We start from the raw sequence: 26,433 nt of genomic DNA, 5'->3' as shown, positions 1-26,433 counted from the left end.
AGCGTGAGGAACGCGAAGCCCGACGACGGGTCCGGCCCCCGGGGCAAGGTGCGGATGCCGAGCACCGTCGCGACGATGCCGCGGCAGGTCCGCGAGGAACTGACCCGCCGGCTCCGCCGCAACAAGGGTGCCTTCCGCGAGGAGGACGTCCAGGTCGTCGAGGGGCCGCTGCTCAAGCGCGCGGTCGGCGCCTCGGCGCTCGGCAACTGCATGGAGTGGTTCGACTTCGGCGTCTACAGCTACCTGGCCGCCACCATCGGCAAGGTCTTCTTCCCGGACGCCTCACCGACCGCCCAGGTCATCTCGTCCTTCGCCACCTTCGCCGCCGCCTTCGTCGTACGCCCGCTCGGCGGGCTCGTCTTCGGCCCGCTCGGGGACCGGGTCGGCCGGCAGAAGGTCCTCGCCACCACCATGATCCTGATGGCGGTCGGCACCTTCTCCATCGGCCTCATCCCGAGCTACGCGAGCATCGGCATCGCCGCCCCCGTCCTGCTGCTGCTCGCCCGCATGCTCCAGGGCTTTTCCACCGGCGGCGAGTACGGCGGCGCCACCACCTTCGTCGCCGAGTACTCACCCGACCGGCGGCGCGGCTTCCTCTCCAGCTGGCTCGACTTCGGCACCTTCGTCGGCTACGCGCTCGGTTCCGCGCTGGTCACGGTGCTGAACCTGGCGCTGACCGATGCTCAGATGCTCGACTGGGGCTGGCGGGTCCCGTTCCTCATCGCCGGCCCGCTGGGGCTCATCGGCCTGTACATGCGGCTCAAGCTGGAGGAGTCGCCCGCCTTCCAGCAGCAGCTCGACGAGCACGAGAAGAGCCTCGCCCAGGAGTCGGCGGGCAGCGAGTTCAAGACGATCGTCCGCAAGCACTGGCGTCCGCTGCTGATCTGCATGGGCCTGGTGCTGCTGTACAACGTCACCAACTACATGGTCACCGGCTATCTGCCCACCTACCAGACGGAGACCCTGGGCCGCTCCAGCGGCTTCGCGGACGTGCTGGTGCTGATCGGCATGGTGTGGATCGTGCTGTTGATCACCTTCCTCGGCCGGCTCAGCGACTACGTCGGCCGCCGCCCCCTGTACGCCGTCGGCGCCGTCGCGATGATCGTCCTGGCGGTACCGGCCTTCCTGCTCCTGAGGGCCGACGGCACCTGGCTGCCGGTCGCCGGGGTGCTGCTCCTGGCCACCCTGCTGGCCTGCTTCGCCGCGCCGAGTGCCGCGACCCTGCCGGCGCTGTTCCCGACCGCCGTGCGCTACGCGGCCATGGGCATCGGCTTCAACTTCGCCGTCGCGGCGTTCGGCGGCACCACGCCGTTGCTCACCGAGGCGCTGGTGAGCGTCACCGGCAACGATCTGATGCCGGCCTACTACCTGATGGTGGCCGGTGCGATCGGACTGGTCACCGTGCGGTTCATGCCGGAGAGCGCGCAGGTGCCGCTGAACGGTTCGCAGCCCATGGTGGGCTCCCGCCGGGAGCGGCGGGAGCTGATCACCACCTCGCGGGACCTCTACAGCTTCTCCAAGGAGCGCTCCGGCACCCGGTGAAACCCCTGGACGCGCCGACGCGCGACGCGGCGTGAGGCGCCCGACCCGAGGGCGACGCCGGCGCAGACCAGGGCACTGCCCACGGCCTGCGCGGTGCCGTAGGAGCCGGTGCCGACCAGCGGTGCCGTGCAGGCGGCGGCGACCGGGATCAGGCCGGAGAACAGGGTGGCGCGCTCGGCCCCGATCCGCTGCATGCCCATGTACCAGCACACGAACCCGACGACGGTGACCACCGCCGCCTGCCACAGCAGCGCCCCGGCCTCCACCGCGTCCGGGCGCGGCAGCCACCCGGAGCCGTCGGCCAGGACGCCGACCAGGGCGGACTCGACGGCCGCGACCCCGCACACCACCGTGGACAGCAGTCGGGGCCCCAGGGGCCGCAGTACGGGCACGGCCAGCACGGCGAAACCGACCTCCCCGGCCAGGGCGCACACCGAGAAGGCGATGCCCGCGCCGTCGGTGCGCCCCCAGCCCTGGACGGTGAAGGCCCCGACGGCGACCAGCGACGCCCCGTACAGCACGACGCGGCGGGGCCGGCGTCCGTCCAGGAGCGGCACGAGGACGGCGACGACCACGGGCGCGCAGCCCACGAGGACACCGGGGACCGCCGGTTCCGCCGTGCGCTCCGCGGCGAGGACGGCCAGGTTGAAGCCGACCATGCCGACGGCGGCGAGCAGCGCCAGGCGCAGCCACGCGCGGGCGCCGAGCGCGCGCAGCCGGGTGACGGCGCCGGAGCCCGCGAACGGCAGGAGCAGCAGGAAGGCCAGGCCGTAGCGCAGGAACTGGCCGCCCGCGTACGGGTAGTCGCCGAGCAGGCTGTTGGCGGTGAAGGACCCTCCGACCAGGAGGCAGGCGAACGCGGCGAGCAGTGCCCCGCGCGTGGTGGTGGCGTTCATGGACACGACGTTAGGAAGCGGAACGGTCCGCCACGGGGTCCACTTCGGGGACGTCATCGGGGACCGGTCGACGGTCACGGCCCGCACACGGTCCTCACGACTTCTCCCTCCCGTGCATGTCGCGGGAATACGGGGTAGTCGGAACGTCCCGGTGCCAACACATCGGCAAAGCAGGGGATTTGGCGGTCATGAACGGATTGAGGTCATGAACGGACTCGGGAAGGGACTTCCAGTGCGGAACAGCAAAGTGGCGATCGCCGTGGCGACCGCGAGCGTCTCGGTCGCACTCCTGGCCGGCTGCGGCGGTGGTTCCGGTGGCGGGAGCGAGCCGTTCGAGGGACAGAGCGCCGACGACATCGCCGCGAAGGCGGTCGAGGCCACCCGGAAGGCCGAGTCCATGCACGTGAAGGGCGACAACCGGCTGAAGGACGGCAGCACGGTCACCATAGACGTCTCGGTCGACCAGAGGAAGAACTGCCAGGGCACCATCGGTGCCGGCGAGACCACGGCGGAGGTGCGGCACACCGAGGCGACCCTCTACCTGCGCGGCGACGAGCAGTACTGGGAGAACGCCCTGAAGCAGCAGCCCGGCGCCGCGCGGAAGATGGCACCGAAGCTCCAGGACAAGTGGGTGAGGATGCCGGCGAACGACGCCACGACCACCGGGGTCTGCGACAAGCAGGGCTTCGTCGCCGCCATGGACGAGGACAAGTCCGAACGCCAGGGCATGAAGCGCGGCGACACGACGGAGGTGGACGGCGAGGAGGCCCTGAAGCTCACGAAGAAGAACTCCGCCGGCGAGACCCTCGCCCTGTACGTCGCCACCAAGGGCGAGCCGTACATCCTGAAGACCACGACCGAGGGCGGCGAGAACCCGGGCAGTGTCACCTTCAGCGACTACGACAAGCCCGTCGAGCCCGAACAGCCGCCGGCCGGCCAGACCGTCGACCTGAAGGAAGTGGCCGGCGGACAGCAGACCTGACCCCGCCCTACGGGGCGCCGCTCCCCCTCTCCCCGCCCGCCCGGTCCGAGGCCGGCCACACGTACGGCAGGTCGTCCGGCACCCCGGGGAACAACTCCGCGTACACCTCCGGTTCCTTGCGCACCAGCGCCGACCGGTGGCTGCGGTGGAAGGCGGCGTCCCCGAGCCAGGGCGGCAGTTCCCCGGCGTCGGCCAGCTCCGGCTGGTCCCGCACCGGCGCGTGCGGGCGGCTCGCGGCGAGCCCGGCGACGAGGGAGGCGGCGCAGCTGTCCTGGTGGCCCTGCTCGCGCCAGACCCGGCAGACCTCCAGCCCGTACCGGACGAGTGCCTCCTCGTAGCCCGTCCACATCCGCACCGCCGGATGCCGGCGCCAGCCGTAGCCGGGCACGGTCAGGCCGCGCAGCACCTGGAGCGCCTCGACGCGCTGCTTGCCCAGCCGGCGGCGGTCCAGGGCGAGCGCCGACTCCCGGAAGTCCGGGTGGGGGAGGAAGGTCTGCATACCGGTCCCGCTCCGTTCAGCCGGGGAACTGGCCGCGTCCACGCAGGTGGGCGCGGCGTTCGGCGTAGGCGAGGTCGTCGCGCCACAGGCGGCCGGCGGCGGCCCGCATCAGCGGCCGCAGGGCGGGCGCCAGGCGCCGGGCCACGGGGAAACCGGGCCGGTCGGAGGTGGCCAGCACCGCCTCGACGACCGCGGTGCGCGGCCGGCCCGTCCCGTCGGGGCCGAGCGGCGTGGCGTGGCTCTCCACGACGGACCCGGTGCCCTCGCCGTCGGTGATGCGCATGACGACGGTGCGGGGCTCCGGCGCGGTGAACTCGGCCCGCACCGGCACGACGAGCCGCCCCGCGAGCCGGAAGGACACGTCGACGACGAACCGGTCGTCGTCCTCTCCGGCGTCCGGGGACTCCCCCGGCGTCCCGACGACGGTGAGGTCCACGAAGGAGTACGGGTGGAACCAGGCGCCGTGCCAGGGGTCGAGGCGGTTGGCGACGACGTCCTCGGGTTCGCAGACCCCGATCCCGCGCCACACGGACGTCAGGGCCGTGCCCCGCGCCGGCCTGGCGGGTACGACGGGCGCCGGCGTCGGGGTCTCCTCCCCCACCGTGTCCAGCCGCACCCACACCAGTACGCCGTCGTCGTGGACCGGCAGGGGTTCCCAGCCGGCGAACGGGGTGCCGTTCAGGGCGAGTCCGTGCCAGTGGCACACGAGCGTGCCGCACCGCACCGGGCTGTCGGCGAGGGGAGCGCCGAGATGGGGGCAGGCGCCGGGCCCGCCCACCAGACGGCCCCGCGCGTCGCGCCAGACGACGATCTCGACGCCGGCCACCGTGCCGGCCAGCGGCCGGGTGGCCCGTACGTCCGTGCTCGCGCCGAGGACGTACCAGTTGCCCGAGGGGCGGGCCAGGGCGCGTTCGAGGGCGCTCGCGATGAGGGCGGGGCGTGCCTCGCGCCAGGTGGGCCGCTGGTGCTGCCAGGGGACGGGGCGCCGGCGCAGCCGCAGCGGGTAACGGCCCCTGCGGGGGCCGGTGTTCCGGGTCATCCGGCCTCCTTCGCGCAGTGGGCTTCGTCCTGCGGGCAGAGGGTTTCCTCGCGGCACGGGACCGGTGGTGGCCGGCGGGCGGTGGCCGCGGCGGCGCCCAGCCGGGCGGTCAGCACCCGGGCGAGCCCGTCGGCGGCGACCACCGCGCGCCGGCGGCGGGGCACCACGGCACGCCGGTGCAGTACCGCGTATCCGTCGGCCGCGACGGCGTCGAGGATGTTCCGGTAGAGCACGTACGCGGTGCGGATGCAGGGGCGGGCGACCGGGTCCAGCATCGCGAGGCCGGGGGCGGCCTCGCGGTAGACGGCGCGGGTGAGGTCCTCGGCGGCCCGCAGCGCGGCGGTGATCCGCCGGTCGCGGTGACCGGTGGCGCGGCTCCACACCAGCAGGTCCCGGTCGACGCCGTGCGCGGCCAGCAGGTCCGCCGGGAGGTAGACCCGGCCCCGGTCCAGGTCCTCGCCGACGTCCCGCAGGAAGTTGGTGAGCTGGAAGGCGACGCCCAGAGCGGCCGCGTGCGGCGCGGCCCGGGCGCGGGCGGTCACCGTGCCGAGCACCGGCAGCATCTGGAGGCCGATGACGGCGGCGGAGCCGTGCATGTAGGCGCGCAGGTCGTCGTAGGTGGCGTAGTCGGTGACCGTGAGGTCGCTGCGCATCGAGGCCATGAAGTCGGTGAAGTGCGCCGGGTCGATGGCGTACCGGGCGGCGGTGTCGGCCAGGGCGAGCACCACGGGTTCGCCGGGCTGCCGGGCGCCGCCGAGTGCCTGCCGCAGCCGCTCCTCGAGGCGGGCGAGGCCGGCCGCCCGCTCGGCCGGCGTCGTCCGGGCCCCCATGTCGTCGACGATGTCGTCCGCCCAGCGCGCGAACCCGTACAGGGCGTGCACGGCCGGCCTGCGGTCGGCGGGCAGGAGGCGGGTCGCCAGGAAGTAGGTGCGGCCGTGCCGGGCGTTGAGGAGCCGGCACCGGGTGTAGGCGTCGCGCAGCGCCGGGTCGGTGATGCCGGCGGCGTCCAGTTCGCGCCGGGTCATCGGCGCCCGCCCCGTGCCGCCCTACGCGGGGCCGGTGTTCCGGTGACGCGGGCGGCCGCCAGTTTCCCGGAGATCAGCACCGTCGGCACGCCGACCCCCGGCGTGGTCCCGCAGCCCGCGAGGACCGCGTTGTCCGTACCGCGCACCAGGTTGCGGGGGCGGAAGGGCCCCGTCTGGGCGAAGGTGTGGGCGACGGAGAAGGGCGTGCCCGCGGCATGCCCCTGGGCGGTCCAGTCGGCGGGTGTCACCAGGCACTCCTCCTCGATGGCGGCGGCGACGCCGGACATTCCCCGGCGTTCCAGGGTGGCGAGCAGACGGTCCCGGTAGCGGGGCGCGAGGTCGGACCAGTCCCGCGCGCCCGGGCCGATGTCGGTGTTGGGGCAGGGCGCGAGGACGTAGTGGAGGTGGCGGCCCTCGGGCGCCAGGGAGGGGTCGGCGGCGGTGGGCCGGGTGATCAGCAGGGACGGGTCGGTCATCAGGGTGCCGGTCCTGGTGAGTTCGTCGAAGGTCCGGCGCCACGCGGCACCGAAGGAGAGGGTGTGGTGGGCGAGGTGCGGCCAGGTCCGGGTGGTGCCCGCGTGCAGGACGACGGCGGAGGGCGCGTGGCGCAGGGCGACCGGGCGGCGCGGACGGCGGCCCAGCAGCCGGTGGACGACGGGCAGGTCGGGGGTGAGGACGACGGCGTCGCACGGGATGCGTTCGTGGGCGGTGACGACGGCCGTGACGCGCGTGCCGGACCGTTCCAGGCGGGTGACGTCCTGTCCGAGACGCAGGTCGGCCCCGGCGTCCGCGGCGGCGTCCGCCATGGCGCGGGGCAGGGCGTGCATGCCGCCGCGCGGGAAGTACACACCGGCCACGGTGTCCATGTAGGCGATGACGGCGTAGGCGGCCAGCGCCCGGGCCGGTGCGACACCGGCGTACAGGGCCTGGAAGGAGAAGACCCGCTTGAGCCGCTCGTCCGTCAGGAACCGCCCGATGCGCGCGTCCAGCCGGTTGAACCCGCCGAGGGCGGCGAGTCGGGCCAGGTCGGGGGTGAGCAGGCCGAGCGGCGAGTCGAAGTTGGCGTCGATGAACCGGCGCATCTGCACCGCGTACAGCCGTCCCAGCCAGGCGCGCAGCCGCCGGTACCCGGCCGCCTCGCGGGCCCCGGCGAACCGTTCGACCTCCGCCTCCATCGCGGCGGCGTCGGTGTGCACGTCCAGGGTGCCGCCGTCGGCGAAGCACGCCCGGTAGGCCGGGTGCAGGGGCAGCAGCTCCACCCGGTCGGCCAGCCGGTCCCCGACGGCGGCGAACGCCTCGTCGGCCAGGTGGGGCATCGTCAGGACGGTCGGGCCCGTGTCGAGCCGGTAGCCGCCCAGTTCGCGCCGGCCGGCCCGGCCGCCGGGCAGCGGGTCGCGTTCCACGACCGTCACCCGCCGTCCGGCGCCCAGCAGGTGCAGGGCGGCCGACAGGCCCGCGAGCCCCGCCCCGACGACCACGACGTGGTCGGTGCGGCCGGTCACGGTCCGCGTCATCGCTGGCCCCGGGTCAGGGGCGGCCGGTCACGCGGCTGTTCCCTGCCGTCGTCGGCCGTGGTGGCGCGCATCGCGGGTCCTCTCGTCGTCTGCCGTGGCGGTGGTGCCGCGTCGGTACGTCGGCCGCCGTGGTTCCTTCGGCCGGACGGCGTGCCGTGGATGCACCGTCCGGCTTCGGCCATCGGCCGCCGGGGGCCGGCCCGGCGTCATGCCTTCCCCCTTCGCCGCCGGGACGACGCCGTCCGGGCCCTTTCCCGCCCGGCAGTCACCCGCCCGGCGGGCATCCGCCCCGGGCGGTCCAGCGCGCCGTGCATCCGCGGGCGGCGCGGGAACGGAATACTCCGCCGGAACCGTGCCGCCCCACGCTCGCCGCGCGCGACGGCACGCGACGGCACGGCTGAAGGACGAGTTCGGAGCGAGGACGGAAGGAGGCGGCGCCCTGGTGGACGCGGACATCGTCGTGGTGGGTGCCGGGGCGGCGGGACTCTCGCTGGTGCACCGGCTGCCCGCGGACGCACCGCACCGTGCGGCCCCCTCCGTGGTCCTGATCGATCCGCCGCCCGGCCCCCTTCGGGCACCGCGCCGTACCTGGTGCTTCTGGGAGTCGGGACCCGGCCGCTTCGACGCGGCGACGACGGCGTCGTGGGAGTGGCTGCGGGTGCGGAGCCGGGACGGGGCGGCGGTCCTGCGGCACATCGCGCCGGCCCGCTACAAGATGATCCGTTCGGACGACTTCGAGGCACTGGTCGAGCGCGACCTGAAGGACCGGCCGGGACTGCGGCGGCTGGAGGCCACCGCCGGAGCGGTGAGCGCGCTGCCGGACGGGTCCGTGGGCGTCCGGGCCACGGACGCCGCGGGGACCCGGCTCGACCTGCGCGCCCGCTGGGTGTTCGACTCCCGCCCGCCGGACCGCCCGCCGCCCGCCCGCACCCGTCTCCTCCAGCACTTCCGGGGCTGGTTCGTCCGCAGCCGCCGGCCGGTCTTCGACCCGGCGGTGGTGGACCTGATGGACTTCCGCACCAGGCAGCCCGAACGCGGCCTGTCCTTCGGGTACGTGCTGCCGACCGGCCGGCACACCGCGCTGGTCGAGTACACCGAGTTCGGGCCGGCGCCCCTGCCGTCCGACGCGTACGACGCCGCCCTGGAGGACTACACGCGCCGCGTACTGCGCACCGGCGACCTCGAGATCCTGTCGACGGAGCAGGGGGTGATCCCGATGACCGACGCCGTCTTCGAGCGGCGGGCCCCGGGCTCCGGCGCCGTCTTCCGGATCGGGGCCGGGGGCGGGGCGACGCGCGCCTCCACCGGGTACACCTTCGCCGCCGTGCAGCGGCAGTGCGACGCCGTCGCCGGTGCCGTCCGCGCGGGCCGCCGCCCGGCGCCGCCGGCCCCGCACCCGGCGCGGGCCCGGCTGATGGACGCGGTGCTGCTGCGCGCGCTGGACACCGGCCGGGTGGACGGCCCCGACCTGTTCTTCCGGCTGTTCGACCGCGTGCCCGCCGGGCGGTTGCTGCGTTTCCTCGACGGCCGGTCCCGGCTGTACGAGGACCTCGCGGTCGGCGTGCGCACCCCCGTCCTGCCCATGCTCCGCACGGCGGCCGAACTGCCACTGCTGCCGCGCCGCCACTTCTGAGCCCGTCGAGCCCCCCTCTGAGCCCCGTTGAGCCCCCTTCGTCCCCTGTCGAGCCCCCTTCGTCCCCTGGAGCCCCGGATGCCCCTGCTGCACGGCACCGCGCTGACCGACGCCTTCGACCACGGCGCGGCCCGCTACGACCGCCTCGTGGCGCTCAACCCCGGCTACCACTCCCAGTTGCGCCGTTCCGCGCGCCGGCTGGGGCTCGCGGACGGCGGTGCCGGACGCCGGGTGCTGGACCTGGGCTGCGGCACGGGCGCGTCCACGGCGGCGCTGGTGGCGGCCCTCCCCCACGCGGAGATCGTCGGCGTGGACGCCTCGGCCGGCATGCTGGACCAGGCGCGCGCCAAGCCCTGGCCGGCCCGGGTGCGCTTCGTGCACGCACCGGCGGAAGAACTGCACCGGGCCGGGGTGCACGGCCCCTTCGACGCGGTGCTCGCCGCCTACCTCTTCCGCAACCTGGCCGATCCCGACGCCGTCCTGCGCGCGGTGCGCGGACTGCTCGCCCCCGGCGGGCGGCTGGCGGTGCACGAGTACGCGCTCGGCGGCCGGCGCGTGGACCGCCTGGTGTGGGACGCGGTGTGCCGGGGCGTCATCCTGCCGCTGGGCACGGTGACGGGCGACCGCGACCTGTACCGCCACCTGTGGCGCAGCGTGGCGGCGTTCGACACCGCGCCCGCCTTCCGCGCGCGGCTGGAGCGCGCCGGGTTCGCACGGGTTCGGGTCCTGCCGCTGCCGGGCTGGCAGACGGGCGTCACCCACACCTTCGTCGCCCGCCGCGCCGGCGCGGAGACGGACGGTGTGCGATGAGCCGCCGGGAGGGGACGCGGCCTCCGGGCCGGGATCGGCGCGCACAGACCGTCCTCCCTCGGCCGGGCCGGGAGCGGGTGGCGGGCGATCCGCCGTCTGTGGCGGTGGTCGGCGGCGGCATCGCGGGGCTGGCGGCCGCCACGGCCCTGGCGGAGCGCGGGGTGCGCGTCGTGCTGCACGAGCGCGAGCCCGTGCTCGGCGGCCGGGTCGCCGGCTGGCCGGTCGACCTGCCCGACGGCACGCCCGCCACGATGAGCCGGGGCTTCCACGCCTTCTTCCGGCAGTACTACAACCTGCGTGGCCTGCTGCGCCGTTCCGACCCGGGGCTCGACCTGCTGACCGGGCTGCCGGACTACCCCCTGCGGCACAGCGACGGGCTGTGCGACGGCTTCCGCCGGGTGCCGCGCACGCCGCCGTTCAGCGCGCTCGGGTTCGTCGCCCTGAGTCCGAGCTTCGGGCCGCGTGACCTGCTGGCCATGCGGCCCGCCGCCGCCCTGCCCCTGCTGGACGTCCGCACGCGCCGCGTCCACGAACGGCTCGACGACGTCAGCGCCCACGACTTCCTCGACGACCTGCGCTTCCCCGCCGGCGCGCGGCACCTGGCCTTCGAGGTCTTCTCCCGCAGCTTCTTCGCGGACCCCCGGGAGCTGTCGGCCGCGGAGATGGCGCTGATGTTCCACATCTACTTCCTCGGCTCCAGCGAGGGGCTGCTCTTCGACGTCCCCCGTGAGCCCTTCCCGCGGGCGCTGTGGGACCCGCTCGCGGAGTACCTGGCGGCGCGCGGGGCCGAACTGCGCACCGGCACCGCCGTGGAGGCCGTCCGGCCCGGTCCGTCCGGCGGTCACCTGGTGGTGGACGCGGCCGGCGCCCGGCCGTACGACGCGGTCGTGCTCGCCCTGGACACCGGCGGCCTGCGGGGACTGGTGGACCGCTCGCCCGCGCTGGGCGACGCCGGGTGGCGCGACCGGGTCGCGCGGCTGCGCAACGCCCCGCCGTTCCTGGTCTCCCGGCTCTGGCTGGACCGTCCGGTCGCGTCCGGCCGGCCCGGCTTCCTCGGCACCAGCGGCTACGGCACGCTGGACAACGTCAGTGTGCTGTCCCACTGGGAGGGCGAGGCGGCACGCTGGGCGGCGCGCACCGGGGGGTCGGTCGTCGAACTGCACGCCTACGCGCTGCCGTCGACGGCCGTACGGGACGTCGAGCACAAGCGCCTGCTAGACCAGTTGCACCGGGTGTACCCGGAGACCCGCGAGGCCCGTGTCCTCGCCGCGCGGCACGAGTGGCGGGCGGACTGCCCCCTGTTCGCCGTCGGCGGCTACCGCGACCGCCCGACGGTCCGCACCACCGACCCGACCGTGGTGGTCGCCGGGGACGTGGTCCGTACGGGCCTGCCCGTGGCCCTGATGGAACGCGCCGCCACCTCCGGCTTCCTCGCGGCCAACGCCCTGCTGGAGCGGTGGGGCGTACGGGGCGAGACCCTGTGGACGGTGCCGGACCGGGGCCGCTCCGCACCCCTGCGCGCCCTGGCCCGGGCCCTCGGCCCGCGCTGACGGGGACGGCCCGGACCGTCCGCGGTGTCCGCCCTCCCCGCGCCTGCCGCGCTACGGCCGCCGAGCGCCGGATCCGTGATCGGCCCGTCCGCCCGCGCCGAGCGGACCGGTGGGGCCCATGGCGCCCTCCGCCTCCAGGCGGGGCAGTTCACGGCGGGACGACCGCATGACCACGGGCGGCAGCGTGGCGCGGCCCACCTGCGCCAGGCGCAGCCAGCCGGGCACGTACACGGCGGTGCGGCGGCGCTCGACGGTGCGCACCAGCCGGGCGGCGACGACGTCGGCCGGGAAGGTGCGGCGGGCCGGAGGCGGCAGGTGCGCCCGCAGCTCGCGCAGGACCGCGTACCGGTCGGCGTCGCGGATCATGTCGGTGTCGATCCAGTTGAGGTAGGCGATGCCGACGGCGACCCCGTGATGCGCCACCTCGGCGCGCAGCGAGTGGCCGAAGGCCTCCACGCCGGCCTTGGAGGCGCAGTACGCGCTCATCAGGGGCGCGGCGCCGAGCGAGGCCAGCGAGGCGATCTGCAGGTGGTAGCCCGCGGTGCGGAGCAGGTCCGGCAGGAAGGCGCGGGCGGTGTGGGCGCTGCCGGTGAGGTTCACGTCGACGACGCGCGCCCACGCGGCCGGGTCGGAGGTGGCGAACGGTCCGCCCTCGGCGACGCCGGCGTTCGCCACCACGACCGACGGCGGCCCCAGCCGGCCGCGCACCTGGGCCGCCGCGTCCTCCAGCGCGTCGGGATCGGTGACGTCCACTTCGAGGGCGAGCGCCGGGGTGGGCAGGTCTTGCGCCACGGCGTCCAGGTGCGGCTTCTCGTGTCCGAGCAGCGCGAGCCGGGCGCCCCGGCTCGCGCACGCGCGGGCCAGGGCGGCGCCGAGCCCGCGCGCGGCGCCGGTCACCACGACCGTGCGGTTCTGGAGCGGACTGCCGGTCACCGGTCGGCCCTCTGCCCGGGGAGCACGGGGACGGCCCTTTCTCCGGAGGCCACGGGGGCGGCCCTTTCCCCGGAGGCCACGGGGGCGGTCCGACGGTCGCCCGGCCGGTCGCGCGGCGGGCGTCTCACCGCTTGTCGCCGATGCGGTCGCGGCGGGTGAGGGTGCGCTGGACCCGGGCGAGACCGGCGAACCGGTGCTGCCGCAGGGCGGCACGCGCGGCGTTGGCCCCGGGCGCCCCGTGCACCCCTCCGCCCGGATGCGCCGCGGCGGAGGCGAGGAAGAGACCGGTCACCGGGGTCTCCGGGCGTCCGGTGCCGGGCACGGGCCGGAAGACGAGCTGCTGGTGCATGGCGGTGGTGCCGCCGTTGATGGCACCGCCCTCCAGGTTCGCGTCCCTCGCCTGGAGCGTGGGCGGGGCCAGTACGCGCCGGGCCCGGACCAGCGCGCGGAATCCGGGGGCGAAGCGCTCGACCTGGCGCTCGACCCGGTCGGCCATCAGCTCCTGCTCCTCGGTGTCCCACTTGCCGGTGATCCCCTCCTCGCCCGCGTCGGCGCGGATGTCGTGGGGGACGTGGGTGTAGGCCCAGGCGGACTCGGTGCCGCCCGGGGAACGGGACGGGTCGGTCGTCGTCATCTGGCCGAACAGGGTGAAGGGACGGTCCGGGACCTGCCGCATGGCGATCTGGGCGGCGAACCGGGTCAGTTCGTCGAGCCCGTCGGCCAGGTGGACGGTCCCGGCCCGTGCCGCGTCCTCGCACCGCCAGGGCACGGGGCCGTCCAGGGCCCAGTCGACCTTGAAGGTGGCGAAGTCCCACTGGAAGCGCCGCAGGTCGGCCAGGACCTGGTCCGGCAGGTGTTCCGGGGCGACGAGTTCGCCGTAGAGGGCGGGGACGGACACGTCCGCGAGGATCGCGCGCCGCGCGGCGACCGTCTCCCCGCCGGCCGTGCGGACGCCCACCGCGCGCCGGTCGCGGACCAGGACGGACTCGACGCGCTGTCCGCAGCGCAGCGTGCCGCCACGGGCCCGCAGGCGGTGGACCAGGGCGGCGGTGAGGGCGCCTGAGCCGCCGACCGGCGCGGGGAAGCCGTAGGTCTGTCCGAGCATCGACATCAGCCAGCCGAAGCCGCCGCTGCCGGCCGCCTCGGGCGCGAGGTCGGCGTGCAGGGCGTTGCCCGCCAGCAGCAGTTTGCCGCCCTCACCGCGGAACTCCTCCTCGCCCATGCGGCGCACCGGCAGTACCAGGGTGCGCGCCAGCCGGAGGCCGCCCCCGCCGCGCAGCCGCAGTGCCAGCCGGGCGCCCGCCTTGACCGGGGGGAAGGGGGTGAACAGGGCGTCGAGGATGTCCGCCCGGTAGCGGTCCCACACGTCGTGCAGGCGGCCCCAGGCGGCGCCGTCCCCGGGCGCGAAGGTGTCGAGCGAGGCAGCGGTGGTGCCGAGGTCGCGGTCGAGGACGGCGCAGGTGCCGTCGGTCAGGGGGTGGGCGAGCACGTGGGGCGCGTGCGCCCAGCGCAGTCCGTGGTCCTGGAGCCGCAGTCCGGCCAGGACGGGGGAGGCGGCGGCGAGCGGGTAGAAGGAGCTGAACAGGTCGTTGACGAAGCCGGGGGCGACCTCGCCGTCGTGCCGCACCGCACCGCCCGGCTCGGGCTGCTCCTCCAGGACCTCCACGCTCCAGCCGGCGTCCGCCAGCAGGTTCGCGGCCACCAGGCCGTTGGGCCCGGCTCCTATCACGACGGCGTCAGGCACGGCCGGCTCCCGGTCCGAACTCCACCGACCCGGCGGAGTCCGCGGTCGGGTCCGGCCCGCACCGGTCCCCCGCCTGGGCCTCGCACAGCTTGGCGAGGCGGGCGAGCATCGCGCGGTGCCGGACCTGGATCAGCGCCTCGACGGCCGCGTTGTGGACCAGGCCGCCGGGGCCGCGCAGGGGGTGTTCGTCCACGATCACCAGGCAGTTCTCGCCCCAGGGGCGCAGCTCGATGGCGATCCTGCCGGTGCCGAGCCGGCCCGCCTTGGCCTCCAGTTCCAGCACGGAGCCCTCCTCGCAGCGTCTGACGACCGACTCGTTGTTCAGCCGGAGCGGGCCGAGCCGCACCTCGTAGGCGATCGTGGCGCCGACCTGCGGCCACTGCCCGGACTTGGGGGTGACCTCCGAGGGGCCCACCACCCACTCCACGTACAGGTCGCCGTTCGCGAGCACGTCCCACACCGCCGCCGGGCTCGCCTGGACCAACCGATGCCGAACCGCCACGCGTGCCTCCCACGTCCACAAGCCTTCACTGCAAGGACGCAGCACTGAGTGCCCCGTGAGCGGGCGGCCAACCGGGGCGGGCGGAGGCCGGTTCGCGGGAGCGCGGCCGGGGACGCCACGGAAAGGTCCCGCATTGGCATGGACCTGACCTTGCGCCGTGGCTAAGCTCGGACCGACCCCGATGAGAGCGCTCTCGGACCGCGGTTGTTCCACCCATCTGTTCCACCCCCACCTCGCTGGAACGACGAAGGGCAACTCCCGTGAGACGCAGCAGACTCAGGCATCTCGGCCTGGCCGGGCTCCTCGTGCTCGGCGGCCTCACCGCGGCCGGCTCCCTGCCGGCCGCGGCCGCCGACTCCCCCACCACCTCCGCCCCCACCGTCCGGGAACCGGCCTCCGCCGGCCTCCTGGAGGCCATGCGGCGGGACTTCGGTCTCACCCGTGCCCAGGCCGAGGACCGGCTCGCGGCCGAACGGCACGCCACCGGCCTCGCACCCGCGGCGCGCCGGGCCGCCGGCAGCGCGTTCGGCGGCGCCTGGTTCGACGCCGGACGCGGGCGGCTGACCGTGGCCGTCACCTCCGAGGCGACACCCGCGACGGTACGGGCCGTGACCGCCACCGGCGCCCACGTGCGCACGGTCGAGCACAGCGCACGGCGGCTCGACGCCGCCAAGGCACGCCTCGACCGGCTCGACGCCCCCGCCGGCGTCAGCAGCTGGCACGTCGACCCGGCCGCCAACGCGGTGGTCGTCGGCGTGGTCGGCGGCGAGCGTGCCGACAACGATGTCCGGCGTTTCCTGGACCGCGCCCGCGAGGCCGGTCCGGTCGTCGTGCGCACGGTGCCGTCGGCCCCGCGGACCTTCGCGGCCGGCACGGTCGGCGGCGATCCGTACTACACCGGAAACGTCCGGTGCTCCATCGGCTTCTCGGTGCACGGCGGGTTCGTCACCGCCGGGCACTGCGGCTCGGGGGGCGCGGCGGTCCGCGGCTGGGACGGCTCGCACATCGGCACGTTCCAGGGGTCGTCGTTCCCCGGCGACGACTACGCCTGGGTGAGCGTGGGCAGCGGCTGGTGGACGGTGCCGGTCGTGCTCGGCTGGGGCACCGTCCCCGACCAGCTGGTGCGCGGCTCGAACGAGGCTCCCGTCGGCGCCTCGGTCTGCCGGTCCGGCTCCACCACCCGCTGGCACTGCGGCACCGTGCTGGCCAAGAACGAGACGGTCAACTACAGCCAGGGCGCCGTGCACCAGATGACGAAGACCAGCGTCTGCGCCGAGGGCGGCGACTCGGGCGGCTCCTTCATCAGCGGCGACCAGGCGCAGGGCGTCACCTCGGGCGGCTGGGGCAACTGCTCCGGCGGCGGGCAGACCTGGTTCCAGCCCGTCAACGAGATCCTCAACCGCTACGGGCTGACCCTGCACACGGCCTGACCCGGGGCTGGGGCCTCGCCGGATGCCCGGCGAGGCCCTTCTCCGGTCCCGCCGAACCCCCGCCCCCGGCCCGGTGAGGCCGCCGGGCACCCCGCGCGCGGGCCGGCGGCGGGTCAGAAGTCGCGCGCCCCGGCGGCCGGGTCCACTCCCTCGGTGCCGGTCGCCGTGGTCAGCCGTCGGTAGGCGGCCCGCGCGTGCGCCAGGCGGGCGAGCGCGGTCCCGACGAGGGCCGCGCCGAGCAGGCAGGCCAGCCAGAGGGCGTCCCGCCGGCTCGCCCAGGTCAGCGTTCCTGCGGGCGGGATGGCGAAGCCGTTGAGCGAGAGCCAGCACAGGAGGGCCGTTCCGGGAGCGGCCGTGAACCGGGCGCACAGCCCGAGCAGCGCGGCCAGCAGGGACAGGACCGCCAGGGCGAAGCCCGGACGGCCCAAGCCCACGATCCCGTTGAGGAGCGCGACCAGGGCCAGCGCGCCGCCGAAGGCCGCCGCCCACACGAGGGGAGCCGCGACCGGCCGGGGGACGGGCCTGGCGCCACGGCCCAGGGGCACCCACTCGATCATGCTGACGGCTCCTTCCGCTCCCGGGCCCCTCCGACCACGGCGTCGGACACGGGCCCCGCGGTCAGATTGTCCCACCGCGACGCCCAGGGCCGTACCGGCCGGGCAAGGGGCCACGCGGATCGCGCCGGACCGTCCCGCGGCCGTCCCGCCCGGCGGGCCCCGACGCGGACGGGACCCGGGCACCCCGCCCTACCGGTCGGCCTCCGCGTGCTCCGCCGGCGAGGCCGCGGCCGGCGCGGACGTGGACGCCTTCGCTCCGCCCGTCTCCGTCTCCGTGTCCTCGCCGGACGGACCGCTCCCCGCCGGGACGGGCGTCCGCGCCCCGGGGAGCAGCCGTGCGGCGGCCCGGAGCCAACGGGCCAGCACGTGGGACCGCGCCGCGACGATGGGGCCGAGCACGGCGAGGACGAGAACGTATCCGGCGATGAAGGGGGCGAGCCGCCCGTCCAGTCCGGCCCCCGCCGCCATGGCCGCCAGGATCAGCGCGAACTCGCCGCGCGCCACCAGGGTGGTGGCGATCTCGGCGGCCGGCTCGGAGCCGTAGCGGTACACCCGGGCGACGCACAGTCCGGCGACGACGTTCATGACGACGGTCAGTGCGGTCGCCGCGGCGACCGGACCGGCGACGGACGCGATGTCACCGGGGTCGATGGCGAGGCCGAAGGCGAAGAAGAAGATGGCCGCGAAGGCGTCCCTCAGCGGGTGCACCAGTTCGCGGATCCGCGGCCCCGAGGGGGTGCCGGCGAGGATCAGCCCGACCATGAAGGCGCCGATGGCGTCGGCGACGCCGAGGACCTCGGAGACTCCGGCGACGAGCACCGCGGCCCCGAGGAAGCTGATGACGAGCAGTTCGTTGTCGCGGGTCTCGATCAGGCGGCCCACGAGCCGGGTGCCGTAGCGGGCGGCGGCGGCCAGCGCCAGCAGGAAGCCGAAGGCCTTGCCCGCCTGGAGGGCCGTCTCCGTGAAGCCGTGCGCGCCGGCGATGACCGGCTGGAGGGCGGCCAGGTACAGCGCCAGGAAGATGTCCTCCACGACGATGACGCCGAGGATGAGACGAGTCTCCGGGCGGCCGATCCGGCCCAGGTCGATGAGGATCTTGGTGACGATCGCGGAGGAGGATATGCCGAGCACCCCGGCCAGCACCAGCGCCTCCCGCACGCCCCAGCCGAGGGCGAACCCGAAGCCGAGTCCGGCGCCGACGTTCAGGAGCAGGTAGATGCCGCCCGCGATCAGCAGCCGTTTGCCGCCGCTCCTGAGGTCGTCGAGGTGGAACTCCAGCCCCAGGTAGAAGAGCAGCAGCACCAGTCCGAGCGCGGACAGCATCTCGAAGTCGTGCGCGTCCTCGACCAGGACGAATCCCGGGGTGTGGGGTCCGAGCAGGATCCCGGCGAGCATGAACAGGGGAATCGTCGGAAGTCCGATCCTGCCGCCGAGGCGGGCGAGGAACGCGGCGGCCAGGAAGGCACCGCCCATGGCGAGCAGGGTGTCAGCGTGTCCCACGGGTCACCGCCTTCGACCGTGCGGAGGGTCGGGAGGGCTTCACTTGACGGGGATGGATGCGCGTTCTCCTTCATCTGTGACGCGTCGTCGGTCGTACGGCCGGACGCCGTCGCCCGGTGCCGTGACACCGCTCCCGGGCCGCGCGGGAGCGGACCACGGCCGCACGGACGGGCGGGCGGGCTCCCGGAACCGGGCCGCGCCCACGGCGGTGTGCCGCGACGGCAACCGGCCGCCTCGGCACCCGGGGTGCGGACGGCACACCCGGAACGGACCACGCGGCAACGCCCGCTGACGGGCGGGAGGGGACTTCCCCGCAACGCTCCCCGCCCCCGAACGAACCCCCCGGGGCACGGCGTCGCTCCACGGTCACACGCCGGGACGGTGCCGCGCCATCGGGGACGGCACCCATAACCTCCGGTGGCCGACACCCATCGTCCGGCGAGGGCCGCGCGCGACACCGCGCGGGCGGGAAGGGCGGGCCGCGGCCGGCTCGGGGACGGCCGGCCGCGGCCCACGCCGTGCCCCGGCGCGGGAGGAGGCGCGCCGCGGACACGAGGTGCGGCTTCCCCGGGCCGGCGTCGCGACACTGCACCAGGCGGGTGATGGCCACGGCGGTCAACCGCTGCGACGGTACAACCCTTTCGACTGACAGCCACCGTCCGGCGGGCATGGCCTGCCCTCATTCGATCGACCGCTTCTCCATGATCGTGGGCGAATCCCCCTCTCTTTATCCGGAAGGTGCGTGTGTCATGAGATCCTCCGCGTCCCGCGTGTCCGGCGTGGAATTGCCGCCGATTTTCTGTCCTTTCGAGTCCGCCGTTCACCCCCGTGTCCGGCAGATCGAGAAACGGGCCGCCGCATGGATCGGCGAAAGTGGAATGTGCGCCACGGAACGGGAGCGGGCCTGGGCCGTGGCGACGCACAGTGCCGACTTCTTCGCCCGGTTCGCCCCGGTCGCGGACGACGACCGGCTGCTGGCGGCGGCCCTGTGGGTGTACTGGGGCTTCGCCTTCGACGACGCGCGCTGCGACAGCGGCCCGCTGAGCAGCCGGCCCGCGCAGTTCAACGCGCTGGCCGGCCAGGTGCAGCGGGCGTGCGAGACGGACTCGGCCGAGGGCACGGACCGGTTCGTGGGCGCGCTCCAGGACATCATGCGCCGTTTCCGCGGCTTCGCCCCGCCGACGCAGGTGAGCCGGTTCACGCACGCCCACCGCGCGTGGCTGTCGGGAGTGGCCTGGCAGATCGGCAACCAGGCGGCGGGGCGCATGCCGGGCCTGGACGACTTCCTGACGATGCGGCTGCTGTCGTCGGGCGGCGAACCCACCTTCGCCCTGCTGGAACTGGCGACGGGCGCCGAGGTCCCCGACCGTGAACTGCACCGCCCGGCCGTCCGCGCGCTGACCGAGATGGCGATCCTCGTGGCCGCCCTGGACAACGACCGGCACTCGCTGCACAAGGAGCTGGCGGGCGGCCAGGCCGACCAGAACATCTACACCGTCCTGATGCAGGAGCTGTCCTGCCCGCTCCAGGACGCGGTGACGGCCGCGACCGCGCTGCGGGACCGGGTCCTGCTGCGCTTCGTGCGGCTCCACGACCGGGTCCGGCCGACCGCGGGCACCGAACTGGCCGGCTATCTCCAGGGGCTCCGGTACGGCATCCGCGGCAACAACGAGTGGGGGCTGCGGGTGCCCCGCTACCTGAGCGGCGGTCAGTGGCCGGACGAGATGGACGACACGCTGCCGCCCTGGGCCGACGCACCGTCCGACACCCGGCCGGACCCGGTCGAGGGCGCCCCGTCCCTCGCCTGGTGGTGGGACGCCTCCCTGGCCTGACGCCCCGGCGGGTACGTCACCGCCCCGAGGCCAGGTCGAGCGTCCACCAGGGGCCGCCGGAGCCCTGCGCCCTGCCGACACCCGCGTGAGTGAAACGGCAGGTCAGGAGGATGGCGCGGTGCGGGGCGCTGCGCATCCACACGCTCACGGCGGCCTCCGCCGTGCCGGACCCTGCGGTGACGTTCTCGCCGGCCGAGCGGACGCGGTAGCCGGCGGCCCGCATCCGGTCGGCGGGGCTGCTGCCGTCGGCTCCGGTGTGGGTCAGCCGGTGCCGGCGCGCCATCGCGGCGCTGTGCCCGCGGGCGGCCCGGGTCAGCGCCGCGTGCCGCCGCACCGAGGAGCAGCCCGCCTTCTTCCGCTGCCGGTTGACGGCGGCGACCATACGGTCGTCGGGCGTGCCGGACCGTCCCGCCTTCGGCCGTGAACCCCCTGATCCCGACGGCCCGGACCTCGACGGCCCGGACCCGGACGGCCCGGACGCGGCCGGGCCGGACGGCGGCTGCCACCGGCCGGGCTCGGGCACCGGCCACAAAGGCGCCCGATAGGCGGTGGGTGCGGGCACCGGGGGCGGTCCGGCCCAGGCGGGTACCGCCGCGACGACCAGGGCGGTGAGGACCGCCCAGAGGGCGAGCGCCGCGCACCGAAAGCCGGTCATATTGTTCTTCGCCTTTCTTTTTCCGACTACTGCGACAGTGCCGTTGATCGCGTTTTCTGCTGGTCTATCCACTGTTTCATTCGAGGGAATTCGGCCTTTCACTGGCGCTGCGGGAGATCCGGATTGGCTAGGCTTGCGATCGCCCACTTCTCGTCTCTCCCCCATTTCTTCCGGAGGTTTTTCATGTCGTTGTCGCTGCGCCGTGCCGCCATGGTGTCGCTGGCCGCTCTGGCCCTGACGGCGGGCGGGGCCGTGTCGGCCGCCGGGGCCGCCGAGGTGTCCGCTCCGGCCGTCGTCTCGCCCGGTCCCGGCGGTGGCGGGTTCAACGGCGGCCACGAGCCGCCGCTGCACTTCGGTCCCTTCGAGATCCCGAAGTTCGGCAGCGTCTCCGGGGGCTTCTCCTGGGGTCTGGCGCGCTAGCCGAGCCGGGCAGCAGTCCGGAGATGAGGGCCGTCGACCGACGGCCCTCATCGTCGTTTCAGCGTCGCGGCGCTCGCCACCAGCACCACGACCACACACGCCAGGATCAGCACCGCGTCCCGGACGAACAGCCCGGTGACACCGGTGTGCGTGGCCGCCTCGCCCGCGGCCTGCACGGCGTACGTCATCGGCATCGCCCGGGCCACGGCCGCCAGCGCGCCGTGCATCTCGTCGCGGGGCACGAACAGACCGCACACCAGGAACTGGGGCAGCACCCCGGCCGGCAGGAACTGGACCGCCTGGAACTCGTTGCGGGCGAAGGCGCTCACCAACAGCCCCAGGGCCAGGCCGAGCAGGGCGCCGAGCATGGCGATGACCATCAGCAGATAGGCGGGGCCCTTGATGTCCAGGCCCAGCGGGCCCACCGCGAGCAGGGTGGACAGGACCGCCTGGAGCAGGGCCAGGAAGGCGAACGCCAGGCTGTAGCCGAGGACGATGTCCAGGCGCCGTACCGGCATGGTCAGGAGCCGTTCCGCGGTGCCGGAGGTGCGTTCGCGCAGCGTCGACATCGAGGCCACCAGGTACATCACGATCACCGGGAAGATGCCGAAGACCTGGGGACCGACCCGTTCGAAGGTCTCCTCGGCGTCGTGGAACATCAGCTTGAGCAGCACCATGAGCATGCAGGGGATGCCCAGCAGCAGGGCCGTGCTGCCGCGGTCGCGGGAGATCTGCTGGAGCACCCGGACCGCGGTCGCGGCGGTGATGCCGGGTGAGAAGGGCAGCCGGTCGGTGAGGTGGGTGGCGGTCATGTGAGGGTGTCCACCGCGAAGAAGCCGCGTTCGGCGTCGGGCGCGCCGGGCTGGTCGAGCAAGTGGGGCGAGAGGCCCTCGACGGGGTGGTTCCGGCGGGCCCGTGCCTCGGCCGCCGCCGCGGCCCGGACCAGGTGCAGGAACGCCTCCTCCACCTGGGCGCAGCCGGTGTGTTCGAGGATGCTGTCCCGGCCCGCGCTGGCCAGGAGCCGGCCCGAGCGCATCAGGAGCAGCCGGTCGCAGCGGTCGGCCTCGTCCATGACGTGGCTGGACACCAGGAGCGTGGTGCCCTCCTCGGCGAGCCGCTGGAAGACCAGCCACAGTTCCCGGCGCACCATCGGGTCCAGTCCGACGGTGGGTTCGTCCATCACCAGCAGGTCGGGCCGGTTCAGCAGGGCCACGGCCAGGGACACCCGCGAGTACTGGCCGCCCGACAGCCGGGCGACCGGCTGGTCGGCGTAGGCCACGAGGTCCACGTCCTTCACGACGCGGACCACGGCGTCCTCCCGCTGCCAGCCGCGCATGCCGAGGGCGGCGGCGAAGTAGCGCAGGTTCTCCAGGACCGTCAGGTCCGCGTACACGGAGGGTGCCTGGGTGACGTAGCCGACCCGGGTGCGCAGCGGCCAGGCGCCCGCCGCGTGGCCGAGTACCTGGACGTGCCCGGCGGTGGGCGGCTGGACGCCGACCACGCAGCGCAGCAGGGTGGTCTTGCCGCAGCCGCTCGGGCCCAGCAGGCCCACGATCCGGCCGCGCGGGATGGTGAAACTGACGTCGCGCAGCACCGGCCGGGTGCCCCGTTCCACCCGTAGCCCGTAGGCGGCCACGGCCGGGAGGTCGCCCGGAGGCGCTGCGCTGTGCTCGATGTGCTGCACGGCTCCACTGAGTTTCGTCGGTGCGGGGCCGCGGCGGGCGGCCACGGCGCGGCCGGGGCGGGGGGACGGGGCGGTCATCGCCAGGACAACGGCCCGCCCGGCCCGAGGTCACGCGCCGGTGGCGTCGTCGCCGCGGCTGGTGGGCTGGTCGTGTGACGGGGCGGGTCAGGACTCGCGGCGCGTCATCGCCCGGGCGATGTCGTGGAGTTGGCGGTAGGCGTCCGCGGTCGGGCGGGCCAGCGACAGGGAGCGCAGCGCGGCCGCCAGTTGGCGGCGTGCCTCCTCCTCGGCCGCCTGGCGCCCGCCCGCCTCCTCCACCAGGTGGCGCGCCAGCTCGATGTCGTCGCCCGCCGACGGGTGCGGCGCCCGGTACAGTTCGCGCAGCCGCTCGGCCGCGGCTCCGGGTGCGGTGAGGGCCGCCACGACCGGCAGCGACTTCTTGCGGGCCACGAGGTCCGCGCCGACCGGCTTGCCGCTGCGCGCGCTGCGGCCCCAGATGCCGAGGATGTCGTCCACGCACTGGAAGGCGACGCCGAGGCGCCGGCCGAACTCCCGCAGCCCGCCCACCCGGACCTCGTCCGCGCCGGCCAGCACGCCGCCCAGGGCGCAGGCGCAGCCGATCAGCGCACCCGTCTTGCCGGCCGCCATGTCCAGGTAGTCCGCCACCGACACGTCGTGGGCCTTCTCGAAGGCGACGTCGCGGCTCTGTCCCTCCACCAGTTCCAGCAGGGCCCCCACCAGTTCCTGCACGGCCGCCGCGGTCCGGTTGTGCGGAGCCCGGGTCAGGGCGTGCAGCGCCGCGACCAGCAGCGCGTCCCCGGTCAGCACGGCCGCGGGGGTTCCGAACAGCGACCAGGCGGCGGGCCGGTGGCGGCGCAGGGCGTCGCCGTCGATGACGTCGTCGTGCAGCAGCGTGAAGTCGTGCACCAGCTCGACCGCCACGGCGCCGGGCACCGCGTCCGACGGGGACCCGCCGACGGCCACCGCCGACAGCAGGGTGAGCGCCGGCCGTACCACCTTGCCGCCGCCGGCCTCGGCCACGCGCGGTGCGCCGTCGGCCTCGCACCAGCCCCGGTGGTACCCGGCGACGAGTCTCTCCGCGGCCGGCAGTGACTCGACCGCCTTCCGCAGGGCCGGGGACAGCACGTCGTTCACCCAGTCCAGACGCGGGAAGACACCTACCGGGGCCGAGTCGGTGATCTGTGACACGTACAACTCCTCACGATGGCAGGACGATGGCGGGGATGACAGGCATGACAGGCATGACGGGACGGGAACGCGGGAAGCGTGGGCGCGCCCGTGGCGCGCCGCGTCGTCCGCTCCGTCAGTCAACCGGCTGCCGCACCCGGGGGCGGGGGCCGCGGCGCCCCGCCCGGCGAAAGATCACCGGAGCAGCCCAGCTCTATGACCATGCACCCAGCCGACTATCACGCCGACCGCACGCCAGTGCGCGCCGTCGGCGAGAAGCCGTCCGCCCCGCCGCGGGATGCGACGGGGCGGACGGCTGCGGACGGTCCGTCAGCACGGCGTGGTTGCCATCAACTTCTCGAAGGAAGCCATGCAGTCCGGGCAGTGACGCGCCCGTTCGCCGTCGGATGCCTCGATACGTTCACGGAGTCGCTGTCCGCACAGGGTGGCCGCGGCCTGTTTGGCCATCACGTGCCACACCAACGCTCCGCCCGCCTTCTCCGGGCCCACGCACATTTCGTACATGTTCGGCCTCCCAGCCTGGACGCCGCTGACACTCTCAAGGAGACACCGGATCGGCTGTCACCAGTAGCGTGCGAGGGCCATTCGGGTGACGGCCGCCGCGTCGCGCACGGGTGACGACCCACCCGGACGGCTAGAAACGATCAGCCAATCGGCCCCACCTGGGTGGGCGCGTTGACGTGGCGCTGACGCGGTCGGCCGGGCTTCGGATGCCCTGGTGGGATGGCGACTCGCACCGAACCCACCGAACCGACCGAGTCGATCGCTGTGGCCCCGGCGGCGGAACGCCGCGGCAAGGGGCGGGCGGTCATCTCCTGGGTGACCACGACCGATCACAAACGGATCGGCCATCTCTACCTCGTCACGTCATTCGGCTTCTTCCTCGTCGCCGGGGTGCTGGCGATGCTGATCCGGGCGGAACTGGCCCGGCCCGGGCTCCAGTTGCTCTCCAACGAGCAGTACAACCAGTCCTTCACGATGCACGGCACGATCATGCTGCTGCTGTTCGCCACTCCGACCTTCGCCGGTTTCGCCAACGCCGTCATGCCGTTGCAGATCGGCTCCCCGGACGTGGCCTTCCCCCGGCTGAACATGCTGTCGTACTGGCTGTTCCTCTTCGGCGGACTCATCGTCCTCGGAAGCTTCCTCACCCCGCAGGGCGCCGCGGACTTCGGCTGGACCGCGTACACACCGCTGAGCGGCCCGCAGCGCGCTCCCTTTCTCGGCGCCGACCTGTGGATCATGGGACTGGCGTTGTCCGGGTTCGGGACCATCCTGGGCGCGGTCAACTTCATCACCACGATCATCTGCATGCGCGCTCCCGGTATGACGATCTTCCGTATGCCGATCTTCGTCTGGAACGTGCTGCTGACCTCGGTCCTGGTGCTGCTGGCCTTCCCGGTGCTGGCGGCGGCGCTGCTGGTGCTGGAGGCGGACCGGCACTTCGGCGCTCACGTGTTCGACGCGGAGAACGGCGGGGCGATCCTGTGGCAGCACCTGTTCTGGTTCTTCGGCCACCCCGAGGTGTACATCCTCGCGCTGCCGTTCTTCGGGGTGATCACCGAGATCATCCCGGTCTTCGCCCGTAAGCCGATCTTCGGTTACATGGGTCTGGTGGGCGCGACGATCGCCATCGCCGGGCTGTCGGCCACCGTGTGGGCGCATCACATGTTCGCCACCGGCGCGGTGCTGCTGCCGTTCTTCTCGTTCCTGACGTACCTCATCGCCGTGCCCACGGGCGTCAAGTTCTTCAACTGGATCGGCACGATGTGGAAGGGGTCGCTGTCCTTCGAGCCGCCGATGCTGTGGGCGGCCGGCTTCCTGGTGACGTTCCTGTTCGGGGGCCTGACCGGGGTGATCCTCGGGTCACCGCCGCTGGACTGGCACGTCACCGACTCGTACTTCGTCGTGGCGCACTTCCACTACGTGCTGTTCGGCACGATCGTGTTCGCGATGTTCGGCGGGTTCAGCTTCTGGTGGCCGAAGATGACGGGCCGCATGCTCGACCACCGGCTGGAGAAGGTGCACTTCTGGACGCTGTTCGTGGGCTTCCACACCACGTTCCTGGTGCAGCACTGGCTCGGGGTGGAGGGCATGCCGCGCCGGTACGCGGACTATCTGGCCGTCGACGGCTTCACGGTCCTCAACACGGTCTCCTCCGTCGGCGCCTTCCTGCTGGGGCTGTCCACGCTGCCGTTCCTGTACAACGTGTGGAAGACCGCCAGGTACGGCCGGCCCGTCGGGGTCGACGACCCCTGGGGCTACGGGCGTTCACTGGAGTGGGCGACGTCGTGTCCCCCGCCGCGCCACAACTTCCACGCGCTGCCGCGGGTGCGCTCCGAGTCGCCGGCCTTCGACCTCAATCACCCCGAACTGGTCCGACTGGACCAGGCGGAGCGGACCGGCCGGCGCGACGCCATGGAGCCCGGCGAGGGCCACAAGGGCGTCCGCGGGTCCTGACGCGCGCCAGGACCCGC

The 26,433-nt window shown here is 74.4% G+C and carries 23 protein-coding genes; 9 read left to right on the top strand and 14 right to left on the bottom strand.

Going from position 1 to position 26,433, the window contains the following annotated elements; all coding sequences use genetic code 11:
* Positions 1-54 precede the first annotated feature (54 nt).
* The gene (gene proP / locus ACFIF2_RS30400) at positions 55-1,542 is read left to right on the top strand and encodes a glycine betaine/L-proline transporter ProP (protein ID WP_395576500.1); all 1,488 of its coding nucleotides are present in this window, start codon (positions 55-57) and stop codon (positions 1,540-1,542) included.
* On the opposite strand, the gene ACFIF2_RS30395 is transcribed toward proP, so the two are convergent.
* Positions 1,506-2,438: an EamA family transporter gene (locus ACFIF2_RS30395; RefSeq protein WP_395576466.1), complete on the bottom strand. Its 933-nt coding sequence runs from the start codon at positions 2,436-2,438 to the stop codon at positions 1,506-1,508. The two genes, proP and ACFIF2_RS30395, sit on opposite strands and share 37 nt — an antisense overlap.
* 232 nt (positions 2,439-2,670) lie before the next feature.
* On the opposite strand from ACFIF2_RS30395, the gene ACFIF2_RS30390 reads away from it, so the two are divergent.
* A complete protein-coding gene (locus tag ACFIF2_RS30390; protein ID WP_395576465.1) occupies positions 2,671-3,420 on the top strand; it encodes a hypothetical protein in 750 nt (249 codons plus the stop codon).
* 7 nt (positions 3,421-3,427) lie between these two features.
* Here the strand turns inward: ACFIF2_RS30390 and ACFIF2_RS30385 are convergent, their stop codons facing one another.
* The 4 genes from ACFIF2_RS30385 to crtI are packed head-to-tail and all read right to left on the bottom strand — an operon-like array spanning position 3,428 to position 7,497.
* On the bottom strand, positions 3,428-3,919 hold the full coding sequence (locus ACFIF2_RS30385; RefSeq protein WP_395576464.1) for an MSMEG_6728 family protein: 492 nt from the start codon (positions 3,917-3,919) through the stop codon (positions 3,428-3,430).
* Between the two features lie 16 nt (positions 3,920-3,935).
* Positions 3,936-4,958: a DUF5914 domain-containing protein gene (locus tag ACFIF2_RS30380; protein ID WP_395576463.1), complete on the bottom strand. Its 1,023-nt coding sequence runs from the start codon at positions 4,956-4,958 to the stop codon at positions 3,936-3,938.
* Entirely contained in the window at positions 4,955-5,983 is a 1,029-nt protein-coding gene (locus ACFIF2_RS30375) for a phytoene/squalene synthase family protein (RefSeq protein ID WP_395576462.1), read from the bottom strand. The genes ACFIF2_RS30380 and ACFIF2_RS30375 overlap by 4 nt, the downstream gene beginning before the upstream one ends.
* Positions 5,980-7,497, bottom strand: a complete 1,518-nt coding sequence (gene crtI, locus ACFIF2_RS30370; RefSeq protein ID WP_395576461.1) for a phytoene desaturase family protein — start codon at positions 7,495-7,497, stop codon at positions 5,980-5,982. Before crtI ends, ACFIF2_RS30375 begins: the two co-directional genes overlap by 4 nt.
* A gap of 439 nt (positions 7,498-7,936) precedes the next feature.
* Between crtI and ACFIF2_RS30365 the strand changes: the two genes are divergently transcribed.
* The 3 genes from ACFIF2_RS30365 (at position 7,937) to ACFIF2_RS30355 (ending at position 11,490) form a co-directional block, all read left to right on the top strand.
* Entirely contained in the window at positions 7,937-9,130 is a 1,194-nt protein-coding gene (locus ACFIF2_RS30365) for a lycopene cyclase family protein (RefSeq protein ID WP_395576499.1), read from the top strand.
* A 78-nt stretch (positions 9,131-9,208) separates the two neighbouring features.
* Entirely contained in the window at positions 9,209-9,940 is a 732-nt protein-coding gene (locus tag ACFIF2_RS30360) for a class I SAM-dependent methyltransferase (protein ID WP_395576460.1), read from the top strand.
* Complete coding sequence (locus ACFIF2_RS30355; protein ID WP_395576459.1) at positions 9,937-11,490, top strand: FAD-dependent oxidoreductase; 1,554 nt, start codon at positions 9,937-9,939, stop codon at positions 11,488-11,490. The genes ACFIF2_RS30360 and ACFIF2_RS30355 overlap by 4 nt, the downstream gene beginning before the upstream one ends.
* Positions 11,491-11,541: 51 nt before the next feature.
* Here ACFIF2_RS30355 and ACFIF2_RS30350 read toward each other — a convergent pair whose 3' ends face one another.
* From ACFIF2_RS30350 to ACFIF2_RS30340, 3 genes are all read right to left on the bottom strand, one after another.
* Positions 11,542-12,423 (bottom strand): SDR family oxidoreductase, encoded by an 882-nt coding sequence (locus tag ACFIF2_RS30350; protein WP_395576458.1) that lies wholly within the window; start codon positions 12,421-12,423, stop codon positions 11,542-11,544.
* Positions 12,424-12,547: 124 nt separating this feature from the next.
* Positions 12,548-14,167, bottom strand: coding sequence for a phytoene desaturase family protein (locus ACFIF2_RS30345; protein ID WP_395576457.1), 1,620 nt, complete (start codon positions 14,165-14,167; stop codon positions 12,548-12,550).
* Positions 14,160-14,669, bottom strand: coding sequence for an SRPBCC family protein (locus ACFIF2_RS30340; RefSeq protein WP_395576456.1), 510 nt, complete (start codon positions 14,667-14,669; stop codon positions 14,160-14,162). The genes ACFIF2_RS30345 and ACFIF2_RS30340 overlap by 8 nt, the downstream gene beginning before the upstream one ends.
* A 260-nt stretch (positions 14,670-14,929) precedes the next feature.
* Here ACFIF2_RS30340 and ACFIF2_RS30335 point away from each other — a divergent pair, with 260 nt between their 5' ends.
* Positions 14,930-16,099 (top strand): S1 family peptidase, encoded by a 1,170-nt coding sequence (locus ACFIF2_RS30335; protein ID WP_395576455.1) that lies wholly within the window; start codon positions 14,930-14,932, stop codon positions 16,097-16,099.
* 113 nt (positions 16,100-16,212) lie between these two features.
* Here the strand turns inward: ACFIF2_RS30335 and ACFIF2_RS30330 are convergent, their stop codons facing one another.
* On the bottom strand, positions 16,213-16,656 hold the full coding sequence (locus tag ACFIF2_RS30330; RefSeq protein ID WP_395576454.1) for a hypothetical protein: 444 nt from the start codon (positions 16,654-16,656) through the stop codon (positions 16,213-16,215).
* Between the two features lie 189 nt (positions 16,657-16,845).
* Entirely contained in the window at positions 16,846-18,156 is a 1,311-nt protein-coding gene (locus ACFIF2_RS30325; RefSeq protein ID WP_395576453.1) for a cation:proton antiporter, read from the bottom strand.
* 911 nt (positions 18,157-19,067) lie between these two features.
* Here ACFIF2_RS30325 and ACFIF2_RS30320 point away from each other — a divergent pair.
* Entirely contained in the window at positions 19,068-19,988 is a 921-nt protein-coding gene (locus ACFIF2_RS30320) for a hypothetical protein (RefSeq protein WP_395576452.1), read from the top strand.
* Between the two features lie 16 nt (positions 19,989-20,004).
* Here the strand turns inward: ACFIF2_RS30320 and ACFIF2_RS30315 are convergent, their stop codons facing one another.
* Positions 20,005-20,643, bottom strand: a complete 639-nt coding sequence (locus tag ACFIF2_RS30315; protein ID WP_395576451.1) for a CAP domain-containing protein — start codon at positions 20,641-20,643, stop codon at positions 20,005-20,007.
* A gap of 183 nt (positions 20,644-20,826) precedes the next feature.
* Between ACFIF2_RS30315 and ACFIF2_RS30310 the strand changes: the two genes are divergently transcribed.
* Complete coding sequence (locus ACFIF2_RS30310) at positions 20,827-21,063, top strand: hypothetical protein (RefSeq protein WP_395576450.1); 237 nt, start codon at positions 20,827-20,829, stop codon at positions 21,061-21,063.
* A gap of 47 nt (positions 21,064-21,110) precedes the next feature.
* Here the strand turns inward: ACFIF2_RS30310 and ACFIF2_RS30305 are convergent, their stop codons facing one another.
* The 3 genes from ACFIF2_RS30305 to ACFIF2_RS30295 form a co-directional block, all read right to left on the bottom strand.
* Positions 21,111-21,875, bottom strand: a complete 765-nt coding sequence (locus ACFIF2_RS30305; protein ID WP_395576449.1) for an ABC transporter permease — start codon at positions 21,873-21,875, stop codon at positions 21,111-21,113.
* Entirely contained in the window at positions 21,872-22,699 is an 828-nt protein-coding gene (locus ACFIF2_RS30300; protein WP_395576498.1) for an ABC transporter ATP-binding protein, read from the bottom strand. The genes ACFIF2_RS30305 and ACFIF2_RS30300 overlap by 4 nt, the downstream gene beginning before the upstream one ends.
* Before the next feature lie 213 nt (positions 22,700-22,912).
* Positions 22,913-23,956: a polyprenyl synthetase family protein gene (locus tag ACFIF2_RS30295; RefSeq protein ID WP_395576448.1), complete on the bottom strand. Its 1,044-nt coding sequence runs from the start codon at positions 23,954-23,956 to the stop codon at positions 22,913-22,915.
* A gap of 723 nt (positions 23,957-24,679) precedes the next feature.
* Here ACFIF2_RS30295 and ctaD point away from each other — a divergent pair.
* Entirely contained in the window at positions 24,680-26,416 is a 1,737-nt protein-coding gene (gene ctaD, locus ACFIF2_RS30290) for a cytochrome c oxidase subunit I (protein ID WP_395576447.1), read from the top strand.
* Positions 26,417-26,433 lie beyond the last annotated feature (17 nt).

The sequence above is a fragment of the Streptomyces sp. BK79 genome, from assembly GCF_044142145.1.
In the GTDB taxonomy this organism is placed as follows: domain Bacteria; phylum Actinomycetota; class Actinomycetes; order Streptomycetales; family Streptomycetaceae; genus Streptomyces.
Note: the sequence above shows the minus strand (reverse complement) of the source record. Positions and strands in the feature narration are given on the sequence as shown.